Source organism: Aeromonas sp. 601039 (assembly GCF_049174415.1).
GTDB lineage: Bacteria > Pseudomonadota > Gammaproteobacteria > Enterobacterales > Aeromonadaceae > Aeromonas > Aeromonas veronii_A.
This window is the reverse complement of the sequence record NZ_JAAKTL010000022.1, coordinates 1-19,043: the sequence shown is the minus strand read 5'-3', so window position 1 is coordinate 19,043 and position 19,043 is coordinate 1. Positions and strand designations below refer to the sequence as shown.

At 61.0% G+C, this 19,043-nt stretch carries 15 protein-coding genes; 4 read left to right on the top strand and 11 right to left on the bottom strand.

From position 1 onward, the window contains the following. Positions 1-177 precede the first annotated feature (177 nt). Positions 178-831: an orotate phosphoribosyltransferase gene (gene pyrE / locus G5195_RS16355; RefSeq protein WP_010676102.1), complete on the bottom strand. Its 654-nt coding sequence runs from the start codon at positions 829-831 to the stop codon at positions 178-180. Positions 832-906: 75 nt separating this feature from the next. Beyond that, positions 907-1,623 carry a ribonuclease PH gene (gene rph, locus G5195_RS16350; RefSeq protein WP_005339589.1) on the bottom strand — a complete coding sequence of 239 codons (717 nt, stop codon included), beginning with the start codon at positions 1,621-1,623 and terminating at the stop codon, positions 907-909. Between the two features lie 147 nt (positions 1,624-1,770). Between rph and G5195_RS16345 the strand changes: the two genes are divergently transcribed. Beyond that, positions 1,771-2,634 carry a YicC/YloC family endoribonuclease gene (locus G5195_RS16345; protein ID WP_042031958.1) on the top strand — a complete coding sequence of 288 codons (864 nt, stop codon included), beginning with the start codon at positions 1,771-1,773 and terminating at the stop codon, positions 2,632-2,634. 120 nt (positions 2,635-2,754) lie between these two features. Here G5195_RS16345 and G5195_RS16340 read toward each other — a convergent pair whose 3' ends face one another. Continuing rightward, positions 2,755-3,660 carry a LysR substrate-binding domain-containing protein gene (locus G5195_RS16340; protein ID WP_421236314.1) on the bottom strand — a complete coding sequence of 302 codons (906 nt, stop codon included), beginning with the start codon at positions 3,658-3,660 and terminating at the stop codon, positions 2,755-2,757. A gap of 120 nt (positions 3,661-3,780) precedes the next feature. Between G5195_RS16340 and G5195_RS16335 the strand changes: the two genes are divergently transcribed. Together G5195_RS16335 and fghA are read left to right on the top strand one after the other, a co-directional pair. Next, a complete protein-coding gene (locus G5195_RS16335) occupies positions 3,781-4,908 on the top strand; it encodes an S-(hydroxymethyl)glutathione dehydrogenase/class III alcohol dehydrogenase (RefSeq protein ID WP_019446200.1) in 1,128 nt (375 codons plus the stop codon). A 48-nt stretch (positions 4,909-4,956) separates the two neighbouring features. Further along, positions 4,957-5,793 carry an S-formylglutathione hydrolase gene (gene fghA, locus G5195_RS16330; protein ID WP_421223236.1) on the top strand — a complete coding sequence of 279 codons (837 nt, stop codon included), beginning with the start codon at positions 4,957-4,959 and terminating at the stop codon, positions 5,791-5,793. Positions 5,794-5,843: 50 nt separating this feature from the next. Here fghA and G5195_RS16325 read toward each other — a convergent pair whose 3' ends face one another. Further along, on the bottom strand, positions 5,844-6,566 hold the full coding sequence (locus G5195_RS16325) for a head GIN domain-containing protein (RefSeq protein WP_150390090.1): 723 nt from the start codon (positions 6,564-6,566) through the stop codon (positions 5,844-5,846). A 365-nt stretch (positions 6,567-6,931) separates the two neighbouring features. Here G5195_RS16325 and ovoA point away from each other — a divergent pair, with 365 nt between their 5' ends. Beyond that, positions 6,932-9,082 carry a 5-histidylcysteine sulfoxide synthase gene (gene ovoA / locus G5195_RS16320; protein WP_245132222.1) on the top strand — a complete coding sequence of 717 codons (2,151 nt, stop codon included), beginning with the start codon at positions 6,932-6,934 and terminating at the stop codon, positions 9,080-9,082. A 79-nt stretch (positions 9,083-9,161) separates the two neighbouring features. Here the strand turns inward: ovoA and G5195_RS16315 are convergent, their stop codons facing one another. From G5195_RS16315 to ebgR, 7 genes are all read right to left on the bottom strand, one after another. After that, the gene (locus G5195_RS16315; RefSeq protein WP_421223234.1) at positions 9,162-10,112 is read right to left on the bottom strand and encodes a bile acid:sodium symporter family protein; all 951 of its coding nucleotides are present in this window, start codon (positions 10,110-10,112) and stop codon (positions 9,162-9,164) included. 293 nt (positions 10,113-10,405) lie between these two features. Beyond that, positions 10,406-11,851, bottom strand: coding sequence for an amino acid permease (locus G5195_RS16310; protein ID WP_216949844.1), 1,446 nt, complete (start codon positions 11,849-11,851; stop codon positions 10,406-10,408). A 166-nt stretch (positions 11,852-12,017) separates the two neighbouring features. Then, positions 12,018-12,356, bottom strand: coding sequence for a tRNA-binding protein (locus G5195_RS16305; RefSeq protein ID WP_005342042.1), 339 nt, complete (start codon positions 12,354-12,356; stop codon positions 12,018-12,020). 76 nt (positions 12,357-12,432) lie between these two features. Then, complete coding sequence (locus G5195_RS16300; RefSeq protein ID WP_139444397.1) at positions 12,433-13,878, bottom strand: amino acid permease; 1,446 nt, start codon at positions 13,876-13,878, stop codon at positions 12,433-12,435. A 103-nt stretch (positions 13,879-13,981) separates the two neighbouring features. Then, positions 13,982-14,437, bottom strand: coding sequence for a beta-galactosidase subunit beta (locus G5195_RS16295; RefSeq protein WP_224969130.1), 456 nt, complete (start codon positions 14,435-14,437; stop codon positions 13,982-13,984). Beyond that, positions 14,434-17,508, bottom strand: coding sequence for a beta-galactosidase subunit alpha (gene ebgA / locus G5195_RS16290; RefSeq protein ID WP_421223231.1), 3,075 nt, complete (start codon positions 17,506-17,508; stop codon positions 14,434-14,436). The genes G5195_RS16295 and ebgA overlap by 4 nt, the downstream gene beginning before the upstream one ends. 321 nt (positions 17,509-17,829) lie before the next feature. After that, positions 17,830-18,795, bottom strand: a complete 966-nt coding sequence (gene ebgR, locus G5195_RS16285) for a transcriptional regulator EbgR (protein WP_005342046.1) — start codon at positions 18,793-18,795, stop codon at positions 17,830-17,832. Positions 18,796-19,043: the final 248 nt, after the last annotated feature.

Genomic DNA, 19,043 nt, shown 5'->3' with positions numbered 1-19,043 from the left:
TGTTCCTCCCCGGAACCCGTCGGCACAACAAAACGCCGACTGGCAAACCATAACCTTTACTGTAAGGGTAAACTCAAGCCACATGATCCACTTTTTGCAGATGAAAAAACGGCGCCCGTTTGCTGCCAGAGAGCCAACGGGCGCCGCCTTCAACTATTGTGCGGTGTGAACTGCGACTCAGATACCGTACTGGGCGCGGTAAGCCTTCATGGCCGCCAGTTGCGCCGCCAGCTCCGGCTGCTCGGCCTGCTTCTCTTCCAGATACTGGATCAGGTCGCTCATCTGGATGATGGCGATAATGTGGGCGCCGTAGTCACGCTCCACCTCCTGAATGGCGGAGAGCTCGCCCTTGCCCTTCTCCTGACGATCCAGCGCGATCAGCACGCCGGCCAGCGAGGCGCCGTTGGCCTGGATCAGATCCATGGATTCGCGGATGGCTGTGCCGGCAGTGATAACGTCGTCCACCAGCATGATGCGACCCTTGAGCGGGCTGCCCACCAGATTGCCGCCCTCGCCGTGATCCTTGGCCTCCTTGCGGTTGAAGCACCAGGGCACATCCACATCGTGCTGCTCCACCAGCTGCACGGCGGTGGCGGAGGCGATGGGGATCCCCTTGTAGGCCGGGCCAAACAGCACATCAAACTCGATGCCGGCATCCATCAGAGCAGCGGCATAGAAGCGGCCGAGACGGGCCAGATCGCGGCCGCTGTTGAACAGACCGGCGTTGAAGAAGTAGGGGCTTTTACGACCGGATTTCAGGGTAAATTCACCGAATTTGAGGACCTGTTTCTCCAGGGCGAACTCGATAAATTGACGCTGGTAGGCTTTCATTCTGGCTCCTTGCTTGGCTTGTCGTTGTCTTGTGTGGGGGTATAAAAAAACGCGGTCAATGCCGCGTTTTTAAAATCAGGAGAGCGACTGCTTCTGCAGCGCAATGATGTCGGCGATGCCGCCCTTGGCGAGCGCCAGCATCTCCAGCAGCTCTTCATGGGTGAAGGGCTCGGCCTCCGCGGTGCCCTGCACCTCGATGATGCGACCATCTTCGGTCATCACCACGTTCATGTCGGTCTCGGCGGCGGAGTCTTCGATGTACTCCAGATCGCAGATGGCTTCGCCCTGATACATGCCGACGGAAACGGCGGCGATCATCTGCTTGAGCGGACTCTGCTTGATCATGCCCTTCTCCACCATCCAGTTCAGCGCATCCACCAGCGCCACACAGGCACCGGTAATGGAGGCGGTGCGGGTGCCGCCATCGGCTTGCAGCACGTCACAGTCAACTGTGATGGAGTGCTCGCCCAGCGCAGTCAGGTCTACCGCCGCGCGCAGGGAGCGGGCGATCAGACGGGAGATCTCCAGAGTGCGGCCACTCTGCTTGCCGGAGGCCGCTTCGCGGTTCATCCGGGAGTGAGTGGAGCGCGGCAGCATGCCGTACTCGGCGGTGACCCAGCCCTGATTCTTCCCTTTCAGGAAGCGCGGCACGCTGGTGTCGACGCTGGCGGTGCAGAGCACGCGAGTGTTACCGAACTCCACCAGCACTGAGCCTTCTGCATGTTTGGTGAAATTGCGGGTAATGGTAACCGGGCGAAGTTGCGCGGCACTGCGATCGCTTGGACGTGACATGGAACGGACCTCTGGGCTGGCTCAAATTGGCGGGGGATTATAAGTGATCCCGCCCCAAATATCAGCCGCTAAAACCACGGCATCGGCTGACGAGCAGGGCCGGGCTGAGTATACTGGCCGCACACTTCATCAAGCCCGGAACAATCAATGATTCACAGCATGACCGCCTACGCCCGCAAGGAACTCAAGGGCGACTGGGGCACAGCCGTTTGGGAAATCCGTTCGGTCAACCAGCGTTATCTGGAGACCTACATTCGCCTGCCGGAGCAACTGCGCAGCCTGGAGCCGGTTCTGCGTGAGCGTTTCCGCGCCAAACTGCAGCGCGGCAAGGTGGAGTGCAACCTGCGCTTCGAGGCCGCTCAGGCCGCAGCCAGCCAGCTCCATATCAATGAAGAGCTGGCCAAGCTCATCATCGACAGCGCCAGCTGGGTAATGAAAGAGGCGGGTCAGGGCCAGCTCAATCCGGTCGACGTACTGCGTTGGCCGGGCGTCATGGCTGCCGCCGAGCAGGACATGGACGCGGTCGCCACCGAGCTGCTCGGCGGTTTTGACCAGACCATGGAAGATTTTCTCGCCTCCCGCGCCAGCGAAGGGGCCAACCTCAAGGCGCTGATCGAACAGCGTCTGGCCGGTATTCAGGTGGAAGTGAAGAAGGTGCGCGTCCACCTGCCGCAGATCATCGAGTGGCAGCGCCAGAAGCTCACCGACCGTCTGGCCGAAGCCAAGGTGGAGCTGGATCCGGCCCGCATCGAGCAGGAGATCGTGCTGCTGGCCCAGAAGATCGACGTAGCCGAAGAGCTGGATCGTCTGGAGATGCACATCAGCGAGACCAACAAGATCATGAAGAAGGGTGGCGCCTGCGGCCGTCGTCTCGACTTTATGATGCAGGAGTTCAACCGCGAGTCGAACACGCTTGGTTCAAAGTCGATCAACGCCGAAGTGACCCAGTCCGCCGTCGAGCTGAAAGTCCTCATCGAGCAGATGCGCGAGCAAATCCAGAACATCGAATGATGGGTCGCTGACTATCCGGTTGTTACCTGCAAAAGAGCCCTTGATTCCTCAAGGGCTCTTTTATTTTCAGGCCATCGCACCTGTCACCCGCCGCCGGTGAGTCAACGGCTGGGGAGAGCCCTAGCCTATGGGCATCACCAGCGCCGGTTGGTGAGGGTCGCTCAGCCGCTCGGCCAGATAGTCCACCAGCAGCCGCACCTTGGGGGAGAGGTGGCGGTTGTGGGGATAGAGGGCCCAGATTCCCTCCGCCGGGGCCCGCAGTTCAGGCAGCAACTCGATCAGCTCCCCTCGGGCCAGATGGTCGCTCACGTAGTAGTCCGGCAGCTGGATGATGCCGATCCCCTTGAGCGCCGCGTCCAGCAGGGCGTGGCCGCTGTTGCACTGCAACAGGCCGCGCACCCGCACGCTGTGGGGGCGGCCATCCAGAGTGAAGTGCCACTCGTCGCTGTTGCCTACCAGACAGGTGTGGCGGGTCAGCTCGGAGAGGCTGTTGGGCATGCCGTGGCGAGCGGTGTAAGCCGGTGAGGCGCAGACATAGGGCACCCGCTGCGCCAGCTTGCGCGCCACCAGAGTCGAATCCTTGAGATGACCTAGCCGAAGCGCCAGATCGTAGCCTTCGTGCACCAGATCCAGCAGCTGGTTGGTGAGGTTGAGGGTCACCTCCAGCTGGGGGAAACGCACCATGAAGTCGTTCACCAGCGGGGCGATGCGGCTCTCGCCGTAGGAGACTGGGGCCGTGATGCGCAGGGTGCCCTGCGGCACCGCCTGATGGCGCCCCACCGCCAGCTCCGCCTCGTAGAGGTTATCGAGCAGCTGACGGCAGTGGCGATAGTAGATCTCGCCAAGCTCAGTGAGTCGCACCTGACGGGTGGTACGCAGCAGCAGCTTGGCCTGCAGCCGATCTTCCAGCTGTGCCACCTGCCGGCTCACTTGCGCCACCGACACTCCCAGCTTGCGCGCCGCCGGGGTAAAACCCCCCTGCTCCGCCACGCTGACAAATTCACAGATCCCTTCCCAGCTGAACATTATTACCTGTGTGTAAAAGTGATTTGAGATTTGCCCTCATTATCACCAAATCGGCGGGAAACTACACTGAATGCCCGAACTCATCTCTGTTCACCCTGCTCAACAATAAGGACATCCGTCATGGCACAGGTTCAAAGCATCAAGTGTAAGGCCGCCATCGCCTGGGGCCCGGGCCAGCCCCTCTCCATCGAAGAGGTGGAAGTCATGCCACCGCAAGCGGGCGAGGTGCGGGTGCGCATCGTCGCGACCGGCGTCTGCCACACCGATGCCTTCACCCTCTCCGGTGAGGATCCGGAAGGGGTCTTCCCCTGCATTCTCGGCCACGAGGGGGGCGGCATCGTCGAATCGGTCGGCGAAGGGGTCACCAGCGTCAAGGTGGGGGATCATGTGATCCCGCTCTACACCCCCGAATGCGGCGAGTGCAAATTCTGCAAATCCGGCAAGACCAACCTGTGCCAGAAGATCCGCGCCACCCAGGGCAAGGGGCTGATGCCGGACGGTACCACCCGCTTCTCGAAAGATGGCCAGCCCATCTATCACTACATGGGCACCTCCACCTTCAGCGAATACACGGTACTGCCGGAGATCTCCATCGCCAAGGTGGACCCGGCCGCCCCGCTGGAAGAGGTCTGTCTGCTCGGTTGTGGCGTCACCACCGGCATCGGCGCCGTGATGAACACCGCCAAGGTGAAAGAGGGTGAGAGCGTCGCCATCTTCGGGCTGGGGGGCATCGGCCTCTCGGCGGTGATCGGGGCTCGTCTGGCCAAGGCCGGTCGCATCATCGCCATCGACATCAACGAGAGCAAGTTTGAACTGGCACGCAAGCTGGGCGCCACCGACTGCATCAACCCGAACGATTACGACAAACCGATTCAGGAGGTGATCGTCGAGCTGACTGACGGCGGCGTCGACTTCTCCTTCGAATGCATCGGCAACGTCAAGGTGATGCGCGCAGCGCTGGAGTGCTGCCACAAGGGTTGGGGCGAGTCGGTCATCATCGGTGTCGCCGGAGCGGGTCAGGAGATCAGCACCCGTCCGTTCCAGCTGGTGACCGGTCGGGTCTGGCGCGGCAGCGCCTTCGGCGGGGTACGCGGTCGCAGCGAACTGCCGAGCTATGTGCAGCGCTACATGCAGGGCGAGTTCCGCCTCGATGACTTCATCACCCACACCATGGGGCTTGAGCAGATCAACGAGGCATTCGATCTGATGCACCAAGGCAAGAGCATCCGCACCGTCATCCACTACTGAGCATGATCACCCCGCCCGCCACTGCGAGCGGGGTGCAGGAGTCCTTCGATGAATCTGGAGATTATCAGCAGCAACAAGAGCTTCGGCGGCTGGCACAAGCGCTATCGCCACAGCGCCAGCGTGCTCGGCTGCGAGATGAATTTTGCCATCTATCTGCCGCCTCAGGCCCTCACCGGCCAGAAGGTGCCCGTACTCTACTGGCTCAGCGGCCTCACCTGCACCGATGAGAACTTCATGCAGAAGGCGGGTGCCCAGCGTATCGCCGCTGAGCTCGGCATCGCCCTGGTGGCGCCGGACACCAGCCCCCGCGGCGACGGGGTGGCAGACGATCCCGGTTATGACCTCGGCATGGGAGCAGGCTTTTACGTCAACGCCAGCCAGAGCCCCTGGCAGGCGCACTACCAGATGTATGACTACGTCACCCGCGAGCTGCCTGACTTGATAGAGACCCACTTCCCGGTCTCGACCCGACGCGCTATCAGCGGCCACTCCATGGGCGGTCACGGTGCGCTGATCGCCGCGTTGCGAGAGCCGGGTCGCTACCGCTCGGTCTCGGCGTTCAGCCCGATCTGCCACCCTAGCCGCAGCCCCTGGGGCCAGAAGGCGCTCGGGGCATATCTTGGCAGCAATCCTCTGCTGTGGCAGGAGTGGGATGCCTGCCAGCTGCTGCGCCACCAGCCGGTCACGCCGCTGCCCACCCTGGTAGATGTGGGGCTGGATGATCCCTTCCTCGCCGAGCAGTTGCATATCGATGCGCTGGCCGAGGTGGCCGCCAGCAAGGGGTGGCCGCTGGAGCTCAACAGCCACGAAGGCTATGACCACAGCTACTACTTCGTGGCGAGCTTTATCGAGGCGCACCTGCGCTTTCACGCCCGCCACCTCTGATCAAAACAGGCCCGTTGCGGGCCTGTTTCAGTTGTGGTGATCGGTTGATATCAGCTGCCCGCGCGGGTCACTCCGCCGGAGCCTGCGATCTGCTGCTCCACCTTGGGATCGCCCCAGTAGGCGATGTTGCCTGAACCGGCGATGCCGACTTTCAGCGTCTCCTGCGCCCGTACCGCCACATCACCGCTGCCGGCGATATTGACCTCTACCTCGTTGCCGCGCATCTCGCTCCCGAGCACATCACCAGAGCCGGCAATGTTCAGCTCGATGGCCTGTGCCGAACCGCTGCCCAGCTCCAGACTGCCGGTGCCAGCGATATTCCCTTCCAGCCGTTTCAGCTCCAGCTGACTGGCGACGATGTCACCGGTACCGGCCACCGACAGCACTAGCTCATCGCCCTTGAAGCCGCTCAGATCGCCGTTACCGGTCCCGGCCAATGCCAGTTCGTTCAACACCGGCAAGGTGATGGTCAGCTCCAGCGGCTCGGTAGGATCGAGCCGGTAACCCTCCTTCACCTCGATCTCCAGCTTGTCGCCGCTCTCGGTCAGCACCAGATAGGGCAGCAGGTTCTCCTGCCCCTTGATCAGGATGCCGCGCGGCTCCCCCGCGACCAGATGGAGGGTGGCAGGCACCCCCGCCAGCACCCGGGTCACCCCGTCACCGAGCGCCTGCTGGCGCTCGACCACAGCCCCCGCGCCGGTCACTCTGGTCTGATCCAGCCAGTGACACCCACTGAGCCCAACCATCAACATGACAACCATCATCCATTTCATCACTACTCTCCTCCTTTTATGTGTTGGCCATCCAGGGCCAATTGGTTTTCATGCTCTGCAAAGCGTGAGCCAAAAATTAACATTATGATTCAAAAGGAAATAACTATTTCACCCAGAACAGAGTGAAGAATTTAGAGAGCCATTTAGACCATATTTTGGTGAAAATAACCATTCTCGAACGGATATGATTGTGGCTGATTGGCGGGTCGTCCTGCCGGTCACTATGCTGACAGCCCGTGGAAGTTTTTAATTGCCCTGCCGGTCTGTTGAGCCAATAGTGATACTTCGTGCGTACCAAGCTCTCCATTGCGGTAATCTCATTACCACTGTCTTGTCAGTCTTCACTGCCAACAAGGAGTCAGAGCGTGACCCAAGCAAGCCCTCTCTATGCCACCGCCACCGGTCTGCCGGAACCGACTCGCACCCCGCTGCTGACCGGCAGCGATCCCGAGCAGAAACGGCGCGAGCTGCTCGCCTACTTCTGCCAGACCTTCGATCTCTACGATTCGCTGTTCGACTGTCTGGCCGATGAGCGGGCCTGGTTCAACAAGGCGATCCCGCTGCGCCACCCGCTCATCTTCTACTACGGCCACACCGCCGCCTTCTTTATCAACAAGCTGCTGGCGGCGCGCCTGATCGATCAGCGGCTGGATGCCCGCATCGAGGCCATGGTCGCCATCGGGGTGGACGAGATGAGCTGGGACGATCTGGACGAGACCCACTACGACTGGCCCAAGGTCAGCGAGCTGCGCAGCTATCGGGCCAAAGTCCGTTCGCTGGTGTGCGACTTCATCCGCCAGATGCCGCTCACCCTGCCCATCGACTGGCAAAGCCCGGCCTGGGTGATCCTGATGGGGATAGAGCACGAGCGCATCCACCTCGAAACCTCCAGCGTGCTGATCCGCCAGCTGCCGCTCGCCTGGGTGCGACCGCAGCCTTATTGGCCCGCCTGCACCGAAGCCCGCCACCGCATTGACCAGGTGCCCGCCAACAGCCTGCTGCCGGTGGCTGGCGGCAAGGTGCGCCTTGGCAAGCGGGACGCCACCTACGGCTGGGACAACGAATATGGCGAGCGCCAGATCGAGCTGGCCCCGTTTCAGGCCAGCCGCATGCTGGTGAGCAATGCCGAGTACCTCGCCTTCGTCCAGGCGGACGGCTATGGCCAGCAACAGTGGTGGGATGAGGAGGGGTGGAGCTGGTGCCAGTACGCCAAGGCACAGATGCCCACCTTCTGGGTGGGTGACCCCGCCGAGCCCGAACAATTGCAGCTGCGGCTGATGACCGAGCAGGTCGCTATGCCATGGGACTGGCCAGTCGAGGTCAACCAGCTGGAGGCGGCAGCCTTCTGTCGCTGGCAGGCAGCTCGCACCGGTCTGCCAATCCAGCTGCCGAGCGAGGCGGAATGGATGCTGCTGCGAGAGCAGCTACCCGGCGATCAGCCGGACTGGACGAAAGCCCCCGGCAATATCAATCTGGCCCGCTTCGCCTCCTCCTGCCCGGTGGATGCCTGCCCGCAAGGGGAGTTCTTCGATCTGGTGGGCAATGTCTGGCAGTGGACCAGCACCGCCATCGATGGCTTCGACGGCTTTAAAATCCACCCGCTCTACGACGACTTCTCCACCCCCACCTTTGATGGCAAGCACACCCTGATCAAGGGCGGCAGCTGGATCAGCACAGGTAACGAAGCGCTCAAATCATCCCGTTACGCCTTCCGGCGTCACTTCTTCCAGCATGCGGGTTTCCGCTATCTGGTCTCCCGTTATCAGGAACCCGTTATCGTGAATCCCTATGAAACCGACACGCTGGTCGCTCAGTACCTCGACTTCCAGTACGGCCCGAGCCACTTCGGGGTAGCCAACTACGCCAAGACGCTTGCTGATCTTGCTGGCGAGCTGTGCAGCAACCACCAGCGGGCGCTGGATATCGGCTGCGCCACCGGCCGCGCCAGCTTCGAACTGGCCCGCCACTTCCAGCATGTGGACGGGGTGGACTACTCGGCCCGCTTCATCGATGTGGCTCTGGCCCTCGCCAGCCAGGACAGCTTCCGCTACGCCATTCCGCTGGAGGGTGAACTGGTGGAGTATTGCGAGGCGCGCCTGTCGAGCCACGGGCTGGGGGCGAGTCAGGCTGAGCGCATCCACTTCAGTCAGGGGGATGCCTGCAACCTCAAGCCCAAATATGACCACTACGATCTGGTGCTCGCCTCCAACCTGATCGACCGGCTGCGGGAGCCCGCCCGCTTCCTGCGGGATATCGCCCCCCGGCTGCGCAGCGGGGGCCTGCTGGTACTCACCAGCCCCTATACCTGGCTGGCGGAATATACCCCGCCCGCCAACTGGCTCGGCGGCATTCGCGAAAACGGCGAGGCGCTCACCACCTATCAGGCGCTGCAACGGCTGCTGGCGGCGGAGTTCGAGGAGCACTGCCCGCCCCGGGATGTGCCCTTCGTCATCCGCGAGACCGCCCGCAAATACCAGCACACGGTGGCGCAGCTGACCGTCTGGCGCAAACGCTAGTCCGCCGATCTGCATGCAGATGAGAAGAGGGAGGCCAACGGGCCTCCCTCTTGTTATGGCAGCAAAAACGGCGCGAGTATCAATGCCCCTGCTCGTGATAGCGGCGCGCCAGCACGGCGCAGACCATCAGCTGGATCTGGTGGAAGATCATCAGTGGCAAGACCATGACACCGACGCTGGCGGCCGGGAACATGACGTTGGCCATCGGCACCCCGTTGGCGAGGCTCTTTTTCGAGCCGCAGAAAACGATGGTGATCTCGTCCGCCTTGTCGAAGCCGAGGCGGCGGCTGATCCAGACGTTCCAGCAGAGCACCAACGCCAGCAAGATGCAGCTCAGCAGCACGATACTGGCCAGATCGTACCAGCCTACTTGATGCCAAATCCCCTGCACCACCGCCTCGCTGAAGGCGACGTAGACCACCAGCAGAATGGAGCTCTGATCCAGCTTGCCGATGAGCGGCCGATGGCTGTCGACCCAGCGGCCAATGAGCGGACGCGACAGGTGGCCCACCACGAACGGCAGCATCAGCTGCATCATGATGGACTGGATGGAGTGCCAGGTGTCGATCCCCTCCCCTTGCACGTGGATCATCATCCCCACCAGCACCGGCGAGAGGAAGATGCCGAGGATGCTGGAGGCCGAGGCGCTGCACACCGCCGCCGACACATTGCCCCCTGCCATCGAGGTAAAGGCGATAGCCGACTGCACGGTGGCTGGCAAAGCGCAGAGATAGAGGAAGCCGAGGTAGATGGTCGGGCTCAGCCAGCTGGGCACCAGCGGGGTGAGCAGCAGCCCGAGCAGCGGAAAGAGCACGAAGGTGCTGAGCATCACCACCAGATGAAGCCGCCAGTGACCGAGGCCCGCCAGCAGGTTCTGGTGCGACAACTTGGCGCCATGCATGAAGAACAAGAGCGCCACCGCCAGCTTGGTCAGCAGACCGAACCAGACGGCCACCTGCCCCTCGCAGGGAAAGAGGGAGGCCAGGGTGACCACCGCAATCAGCACAACAGTAAAGGGATCCAGACGCACGAAAGGTCTCCATCAGAAGGGCATCCTGCAGCCATGGCGACAGTCAGGATTGGGGAGGATAAGAAACAGAGCGGGAGATGTCTGGCACCTCCCGCTAAAACGAACCTCCAGCTTACCCCGATAACGGAGAGGCGCAACGTTGTGCTGCGGTTAATTGTTCATCAATGCTTAACGCCTTTGCTTTGTCGAATAGCGGAAGTTGCTGACCCGCGGCCAGATAGCGCCAAACCGGGGCTAAATGGATAAAAAAAAGGGCGACCCAAGCCGCCCGTCCCGCTTTTTCGCTCAGCCGATCAGCGCTGGCTGGCCAGCTTGCCGTTGCCGGTTTTCTTCTCATTACCGGCGAGCTTGCGGGCCTGCCGCTTCTCGAAGCGGGAGATCCACCAATAGGCCAGCGCCGAGAAGACCGCGGTCATAAAGACGTTGATGAAGAAGGCACGCACCAGATCCACCCCGGCCGGGAAGGCGGAGGCGCTCATGCTCACCACGAAGATGGCGATCAGCACCGACACCACGCTCATCCCGAACTTGCGCGACCCCATGCGGAAGTCGCGGGGGGTGTCGTCATGTTTCCAGCGGAACACGAAGTAGGCCACCATGATGAAGATCGGCGGCAGCATGGCGGTACCGGCGGTGAGGTTGATGGCAGTGTTCATCATCTGCTGCACCGACTCGGAGCCGAAGCCGTTGACCACCAGCATCGCGAACACGAAGACAAACTGCCACCAGGCGGCGCGCACCGGCACGCCGTGCTTGTTGAGTTGGGTGGTCTTCTCGCCGTAAACCCCCTGCGGGATCTCGGAGAAGTGGATCTTCACCGGCGCCGAGGTCCACATCATCATGGAGCCGAACATGGCGATAAACAGCACCACGCCGACGAAGCGGCCCACCAGCGCCTCGGAGAGCCCGAAGTACTGGGCCATGCCAGTGAAGATCTCCACCATGCCGCCGGCATAGGTGAGGCTCTCGCGCGGCACGAACACGTTCACCAGCAGAGAACCTACCGCATACATGGCACCGATGACGATACCGGCACTGATGATCACCTTGATGAAGGACTTCTGGCCCCCCTTCACATCATTGAGGTAGGCCGCTGCCGTTTCGGCACCGCCCGCCGCCTGGAAGATCCAGCACATGATGCCGAGGGTCGCCCAGTTGACGGTGGGAGTCATTGCCTCCAGCGTGATGGGCTGGGCCGGCACATGATCGCCACTCAGAGCCATCAGGGCGCCCAGCACATAGATGGCGAACAGGGCAAACACCCCGTAGGCCACGATCTCGGCAATCTTGCCAAGCCAGCTCGCCCCCTTGGTGGAGATGTGAGTCGCCGCCGCAAACAGCACGATGGAGATGATCGAGGTGACCATGGGGGAGAAGCTGTACTCATAGCCCAGCATGGCGTAAGAGGCGTAGGCGATGACGTTGGGCAGCAGGGAGACGAACCAGAACAGGTTCACGAACCAGTAGAGAAACGAGCCCAGATAGGCCATCCGGGTGCCGAGCGGCTTTTTCAGCCAGTCGTACATCCCCGACTCGGAGTTTTTATTGGCCGAGACGAACTCGGCGATGATGAAGACGAACGGGATGAAGTAGACGATGGTCGCCAGCAGGAAGATGGGGGCGGAGCTGAGCCCCAGCTCGATGTTGTTGTTGACGATGTTGCGCACGTTGAACACGGCGGCAAAGGTCATCGACAACAGGGCAAACTTGCCTATGGTGCCGCGTACGGATTCAGACATGATGTCCTCCAGTGGACTCGCGCTCCCTGCGGGGAACGCTGTGACTCTGTGATGTGTTCGGCAAGGGTCTGTCGGCCCCGCGCTTTACTCTCTTGTTATGATCGGGCCGCGTGGGCGGCCTCGTTGGTGAACCGGTGCAGTCTCCCGCGCCGGCTCGCAATACCATTCAGACGATCGGAGTGCCCGGCGCCATCGGCACCCGGGGCTGCAACAGCACGCTCTGGCTCTCGTCCGGGGTCTCGGCGCAGAGCAACATGCACTCGGATCGCTCGCCGCGCATCTTGGTGGGCTTGAGGTTGGTCAGCACCACCACCTCGCTGCCCATCAGCTCCTCTTCGCTGTAGTAGGGCACCAGACTGGTGACGGTCTGCAGCGGCCGCTCGCCCCCCACGTCGATCTGGACGATGTAGAGTTTGTCGGCCCCGGGGTGGCGCACCACCTCCAGCACCTTGCCCACCTTCATCTCGACCCGTTTGAATTCGGCAAACTCGATCGTCTCGCTCATGCTCTTTTCCTTTTCTGGTTCAACGGTTTGCGGGTGGCCAACGGCCACCCGGTTTGATTGGAATTCAATGCAGTACCTATGGCGTCTGCATGGCAACCTGCGCTGCCGGCTGGGCCTCTTTGGCACGCGCTTCGGCGCTGAGGGAGGCCTCGTATCTGTTGTATTTCCACCAGGCGAAGCCGAGGAAAATCACGATCCCACCGACGTTGTAGAAGATGATGGTCATGATGTCGGCGCCGGTCGGGAAGGTGGAGGCGAGGAAGCCCACCGAGAAGATGGCGATCAGCACCGAGACCACGGCGATGCCGGTGGTGCGCGAACCCATCTTGAACTCCCGCGGCAGGTGGTCGAGCTTCAGGCGCAGATTGAGGTAGGCCAGCATGATGAACAGCGGCGGCAGCATGGAAGCGGCAGCGGTCATGTTGATGACGGTGTTCATCAGATCCTGCGCGGTGTTGGAACCCAGGGTCGGGATCACCATCAGCGGCAGCACGATGAGGTACTGGATCCAGGCTGCACGGGCGGGCACGCCGTTCTCGTTCAGCTCGACCGTCTTCTTGCCGAAGATGCCGGCCGGGATCTCGGAGAAGAAGATCTTCACCGGGGTCGCCGTCCACATCAGCAGGGAGCCGAACATGGCGGTGAAGGAGACCAGACCCACGAAGCGGTTCATCAGGATCTCCGGCAGGCCGAAGTAGGCTGCCAGCCCTTCAAACACCTGCACCGAGCCGCCGGTATATTTCAGGGTGCCGCTCGGCACGAACACGTTGATCAACAGCGAGGCGATGGAGTAGAGCACGCCGATAAAGATCCCGGCGATGATGATCACCTTCACGAAGGACTTGGAGCCGCCCTTCACGTCATTGACGTAGACCGCCACCGACTCGGCGCCACCGGCTGCCATAAAGATCCAGGTGGTGATGCCGAGGAAGGCCCAGCTGAAATCGGGGATCATGGCCTCTACCGTGATGGGGTCGGCCGGTTGCACACCGCCCACCAGTGCCGCACCTGCCAGCAGGATGTAGGAGAGGGTCAGCAGCAGCATCAGGGACGAGGTCACCGAGGTGATGGGGCCGAGCATCTTGGCGCCGTTGGTGGAGACATAGGTGGCAAAGGCAAACAGCACCATGCTCAATGCCGTGGTCGCCACCGGGGTGAGAATGTACTCGTAACCGAGGAAAGCATAGGAGGCGTAGGCGATAACCCGCGGCAGCAGCGAGGTGAAGAAGAAGAGGTTCACGAACCAGTAGGTGTAGGCCGAGATAAAGGCCCAGCGACCGCCAAGGGAACTCTTCACCCAGGCATAAACCCCCGCTTCGGAGTTCTTATTCAGCGACACAAATTCCGCAATGATCAGGCAGAACGGAATGAAGTAAAAAATGGTGGCCAGAAAGAACATCGGGGCGGAGGCCAGACCGATCTCGATGTTGTTGTTGATGACGTTGTTGAAGCTGAATACCGCCGCGAAAGTGAGCGACAGCAGACCAAACTTGCCTATCGTATTGCGTTTGGAATCAGACATGGTGCATCTCCAGACCTGTAGTTATCTCAGCGAAAGGGCGGGGCATGATTTGTAGGGTGAGCCCCGCCCTTCAGGCTTTTGTCAGTGCAGAACCGGCGGCTTGTTATTTGTTCTTGAAGTAGCCGCCTTCAACGGTGACCTTGATGATCACCTTTCGCACCGGCGCATCACCGACGAACCGGTAGGCTTCATCGTTCTCGAAGATCACCACCTGACCGTTGCCGACTTTCTGGCGCTCACGCACCTCGCCTGCCAGCCACTCGCGGTCGGTGGTGTCGTCATAAGCCTGCTCGACCGCCAGCTCGCTCTTGGCAGCCCACTCCACTGTCTCTTCCCCTTCCAGGTAGTAGTGGACGTCGAAATAGCGGCGCTGCCCCTCGAACAGGGAGGTGGCCGGGCTGGCCCCCTCCTGCAAGCGGTAGGTGAGGGAGTCACCGATGGAGTGGCAGATGCCGGGCTTGAGGTTCGGCAGGTTGTTGATGGCCTCCACGCAGCGGCCCCACTTCTTGCCCTCCCGGTAGATGTTTTTGAACAGGGTCAGGTTGTCCAGGGTGATCATGCGAGGTTCCTCCCGCCGTTGATGGTGAGATCGAGCCCGGCCAGCGCAGCCGGATTGAGGTTGCCACGGGCGATGGGCAGCAGGGTCAGGCCGAAGCTGAACGGCTCGAAGCGCACCCGCCAGGAGTCCAGCACCTCGGAGCCCCAGGAGTTGGAGCCCAGCCCCAGCACCTTGTGATCCAGATTGAGGGTGAGATAACCGCAGGGTTCCAGCTCGTTGATGTGCTGCGCCGCGTGGATATGCTCCCAGCTGTAGGGCCAGACGCTCAGGTTGATGGGGGCATCGGGCCGGACGTAGAGACCGGCGCCGTGGCGGTTGGTCAGGGTCGCCCAGCGCACCTGCTGGCGGTTGCCGTTGTCTTGCGGGAAGGGGTAGTGCTCCCACATCTCGCCGACTGTGCTCTGGAAGTTGTCGATCCAGTTGCTCTGGCGGCTGTCCTGATAGTTTTCACCCGGCCCCATGCCGTAGTAGTGCACCCGGTCGAGATCCTGACGAATGCCCAGCTCGAAGCCGATCTTGGGAATGATGTCGTCATAACCGCCGTAGGGCTGACCGGAGAGGGCCACATGCAGCTGGCCATTCGGGCTCAGGGTGTAGACGTAGCGGCAGCGCATGCCGAAATCGAACACCGGCGGCGCGATCAGACTCTCCACCGTCACCTCGACCGCCTCGCCCAGCTGACGCCAGCTCAGAGTGCGGAAGTGCTCCTGCATGATCTGCAGGTGGTTCGGGTGCCACAGGCTCTCGTACTCCTGCTTGTGGTTGTCGATCATCGGCTTGAAGAAGGTGAGGCGTGGGGCTCGCTCGATGAGCTCGATACCATCCTGCTGCCAGCTAACCAGCTTGCCGTCGAGGCGCGAGAAGCGCAGGGCAAAGCCGCTGCCGCTCAAGGTCAGCGCGAGGCGCTCGTCGGCAATCTGCAACGGGGTAGCGTTGGGATTGGCAAAGGGTCGCAGCTGGCGAGTCGATGCCTTCAGTTGGAACTGGTACTGGCCCAGCTCGTGTTCCGCCGCGCTATAGCGGGTGGCGGTGGCCTTGATGACCCGCAGCTGGACGAAGGTTTCCCGCCCATCGAGAGTGGGGAGCTCGAGTTGCAGCTCTGTGGTGGCGCCGGGAGCCACCCCTTCCAACCGGATTTGCTGGCTGGCCAGCAGTTCTCCCTCGGCCTTCACCTCGACCAGCAGGCGGATATCGTCGAGAGTGGAGAACCAGTAGCGGTTTTCCACTTCCAGCTTGCCGCTCGCCAGATCCAGAGCCCGCACCTTGACCGGGCAGATCACCTGCTTGTATTCACGCAGGCCCGGCCCCGGGGTCTGATCCGGATAGATGAGGCCATCCATGCAGAAGTTGTAGTTGTTGGGGTAGTCGCCGTAGTCACCGCCGTACTTGTAGACGGGGCGTCCCTGCTCGTCCTGATCCAGAATGCCGTGATCGCACCACTCCCAGATGTAGTGGCCCTGAATGTGGGGATGACGGTCGAACACCTGCTGGTATTCGCTGAGGCCACCCGGGCCGTTGCCCATGGCGTGGGCGTATTCGCAGAGAATGCGCGGCTTCGCCATCGGGAACTCGCCGAAGCAGTTCATCTGGGAGACGCGCGAATACATGGTGCTCACCACATCCACCACCTCGGCATCGCGATCCTCTTCGTAATGCACCAGCCGGGTCGGGTCGATCGCCTTGCAGCGCTGGTACATGGCTCTGATGTTGCAGCCGTAGCCGGACTCGTTGCCGAGCGACCAGATGATGATGGAGGGGTGGTTCTTCTGAGCGTGCACGTGGCGTTCGATGCGATCCACGAACACCGGCTCCCAGAAGGGGTCATCGGTGATGCGGCTGAGATCACCGACGTTGGCAAAGCCGTGGGTCTCCACGTCGGTCTCCGCCATCACAAACAGACCGTACTGGTCGCACAGCTCGTAGAAGCGCGGGTCATTCGGGTAGTGGGCGGTGCGCACCGAGTTGAGGTTGTGCTGCTTCATCAGCACGATATCGCGTTCAACACGATCCATGCCGACCGCACGGCTCTTGAGGTGGTCGTTGTCGTGACGGTTCACCCCGTGCAGCTTGAGGTAGTGACCATTGACGTAGAAGAGGCCATCCTTGACCTTGATTTCACGCACCCCGACCCGCTGCGGAATCACTTCCAGCAGCTCGCCCTGACCGTTGTAGAGGGAGAGTTGCAGCTGGTAGAGGTAAGGATCTTCGGCGCTCCACAGATGGGGATTGGCCAGATCCAGCGTGAAGCGGCAATCACACTTGCCGTCGATGGCGAGATGATCGAGCGAACCGCTGGCGATCTCGCGGCCTTGATCCAGCAGCGACCAGACCAGACGGTGATCACGGGCGGCCGCCCCCAGGTTCTCGAGCTGGATATCGCAGCTCAGGGTAGCGCTCTGGTTGTCATCAGTCAGCGCGGTGCGGATAAAGAAGTCCTGCACATGGGCGGCCGGTTTGCCCACCAGATAGACGTCGCGGAAGATCCCCGCCATCCACCACATATCCTGATCTTCGATATAGGTGGAGTCAGCCCACTGCATCACCCGCACCGACAACAGGTTCTCGCCAACCTTGGCGTAGGCACTGATATCGAACTCGGCGGTGAGACGGCTGCCCTTGCTGAAGCCGACGTAGTGGCCGTTCACATAGACCTCGAAGTAGGTCTCCACCCCGTCAAACTTGATGATCACCTGCTCGCCGTCCCAAGCCGGGCTCAGCGTGAAGCTGCGCTGATAAGCGCCGGTGGGGTTGTTGGTCGGCACGAAGGGCACGTCGATGGGGAAGGGAAAACCCTCGTCGGTGTACTGCAGATTGCCGTGCCCTTCCATCTGCCACATGTTGGGCACGGTGGTCTGGCCCCACTCGCTCATGGGGCTGTGATAGAAGGCCTCGGGTACCTGCAGGGGGTGGTCGAAGTAGTGGAACTGCCACTGGCCGCCAAGGCTCAGAAAACGGCGGCTCAGCTCGCGCTGCATGGTGGCCGCCAGCGCGTGGTCGGCATAAGAGAAGAAGTAGGCGCGAGGGGCCAGCCTGTTTTCACCAACGAATTGGACGTTTTCCCAGTTATTCACATGTCCTCCCGGAACAAGGCAACGTTAACTGGGTAAACTCTAGATAAATATTTACTAAATATCAGCTTTAGGTTGGTAAAGTTTTAACCTGATCACAATGAACAGATGGTTTTGTGAGCGAGATCAGAAGCGGGAGATAAAGGAGGGCAAGATATGGATGAGTGGCATGGATGTTGATAAGAGTTGGCTGATTAGCAATAAAATCAACTATAAAACAATATGATATGAAGTTACTGGATGATATGGGAAAGAGGTTTGCTTGGGAGAGGTGTCGCACCACCGCAAGATGGCGCGACTAAAAAGCAGAATATTTTACTAAAATCAGCGAGTAGTGCCACGCAGGGTCAACTTGCTCGGCACCAGCACCCGAAGGGGAATATCCCGCTCGTCTCGCAGCCGCTCAACCAGCAAATTGACCCCCTGGGAGCCCATCAACTCGGAGTGGATCCGCACCGTAGAGAGCGGTGGGAAGGTGAACTTGGCGGTCGGAATATCGTTGACGCTGATAAGCTCGATCTGCTGGGGAATCGCCAGTCCCTTCTCGTGGATGGCACGCAGCACACCGATGGCGATGGAGTCGGAGGCGACGAACAGCGCCTTGGGCCAGTCGCCGGCCAACATCTCTTTTGCCAACTGGTAGCCGGAGGCACTGGAGAAGTCCCCACGATAGAGATCGCTCTCCTGCACCACCCCCAGCCGCTGGCCATAATCCCGGAAGGCCAGTTCGCGCAGATCCGGATTCTCATCCTGGCCACCGATATAACCGATACGCTGGTGCCCCTGCGCGATGAAGTAATCGACGACCTGCTGGCTGATCAGGGCGAGATCCACATCGACCGAGTCGAACTCTCCCTGTGAACGGCAGTCGACAAACACCAGCTGGCTGGAACAAGCCCTGAGCTGGACGAGACGCTCGGCGGTGAGGGTACCGACCACCAGAATGCCATCCACGGCGCTCAGTTCGCGCCCTTCACCGCAGTTGTAGAGATGGGTCAGTTCGATATTGAGGCGGGCACTCTGGGTCTCGATGCCATAACGGATAGCGAGATAGTAGGGATCGTTGACCTCGGTACTCTGGGGATAGGCATAGACCACCAGAAAGTGCAGCTTGCTCTTGTGTACCCCCTTGCGGGCGCTGCTGGTCTTGTACTCCAGCCGTTCGGCAATCTCGAAGATCCGCTGCTTGGTCTCTTCCTTGACGCTCAGGCTGGGATCCTCGTTCAGTACCCGGGATACCGTGGCGAGAGAAACCCCCGCTTCCTGTGCAATTTCCTTCAACGTAGCCATCAATACCTCGCTGGCAGCATCACGTGTTAATCGGCAACGGCTAAAGAGTAACGGGCAATCCCTTGATAGCCCAGCACTTTTACTAAAATGCCGGCGGCATGGCAGATTTTTGGAAGTCAGAAATGCAAAAAGGCCTCCCGAATGGGAGGCCTCTTCTAAATAGGTGCCTGACAGTGTCCTACTCTCGCATGGCGAATGCCACACTACCATCGGCGCTACCGCGTTTCACTTCTGAGTTCGGCATGGGA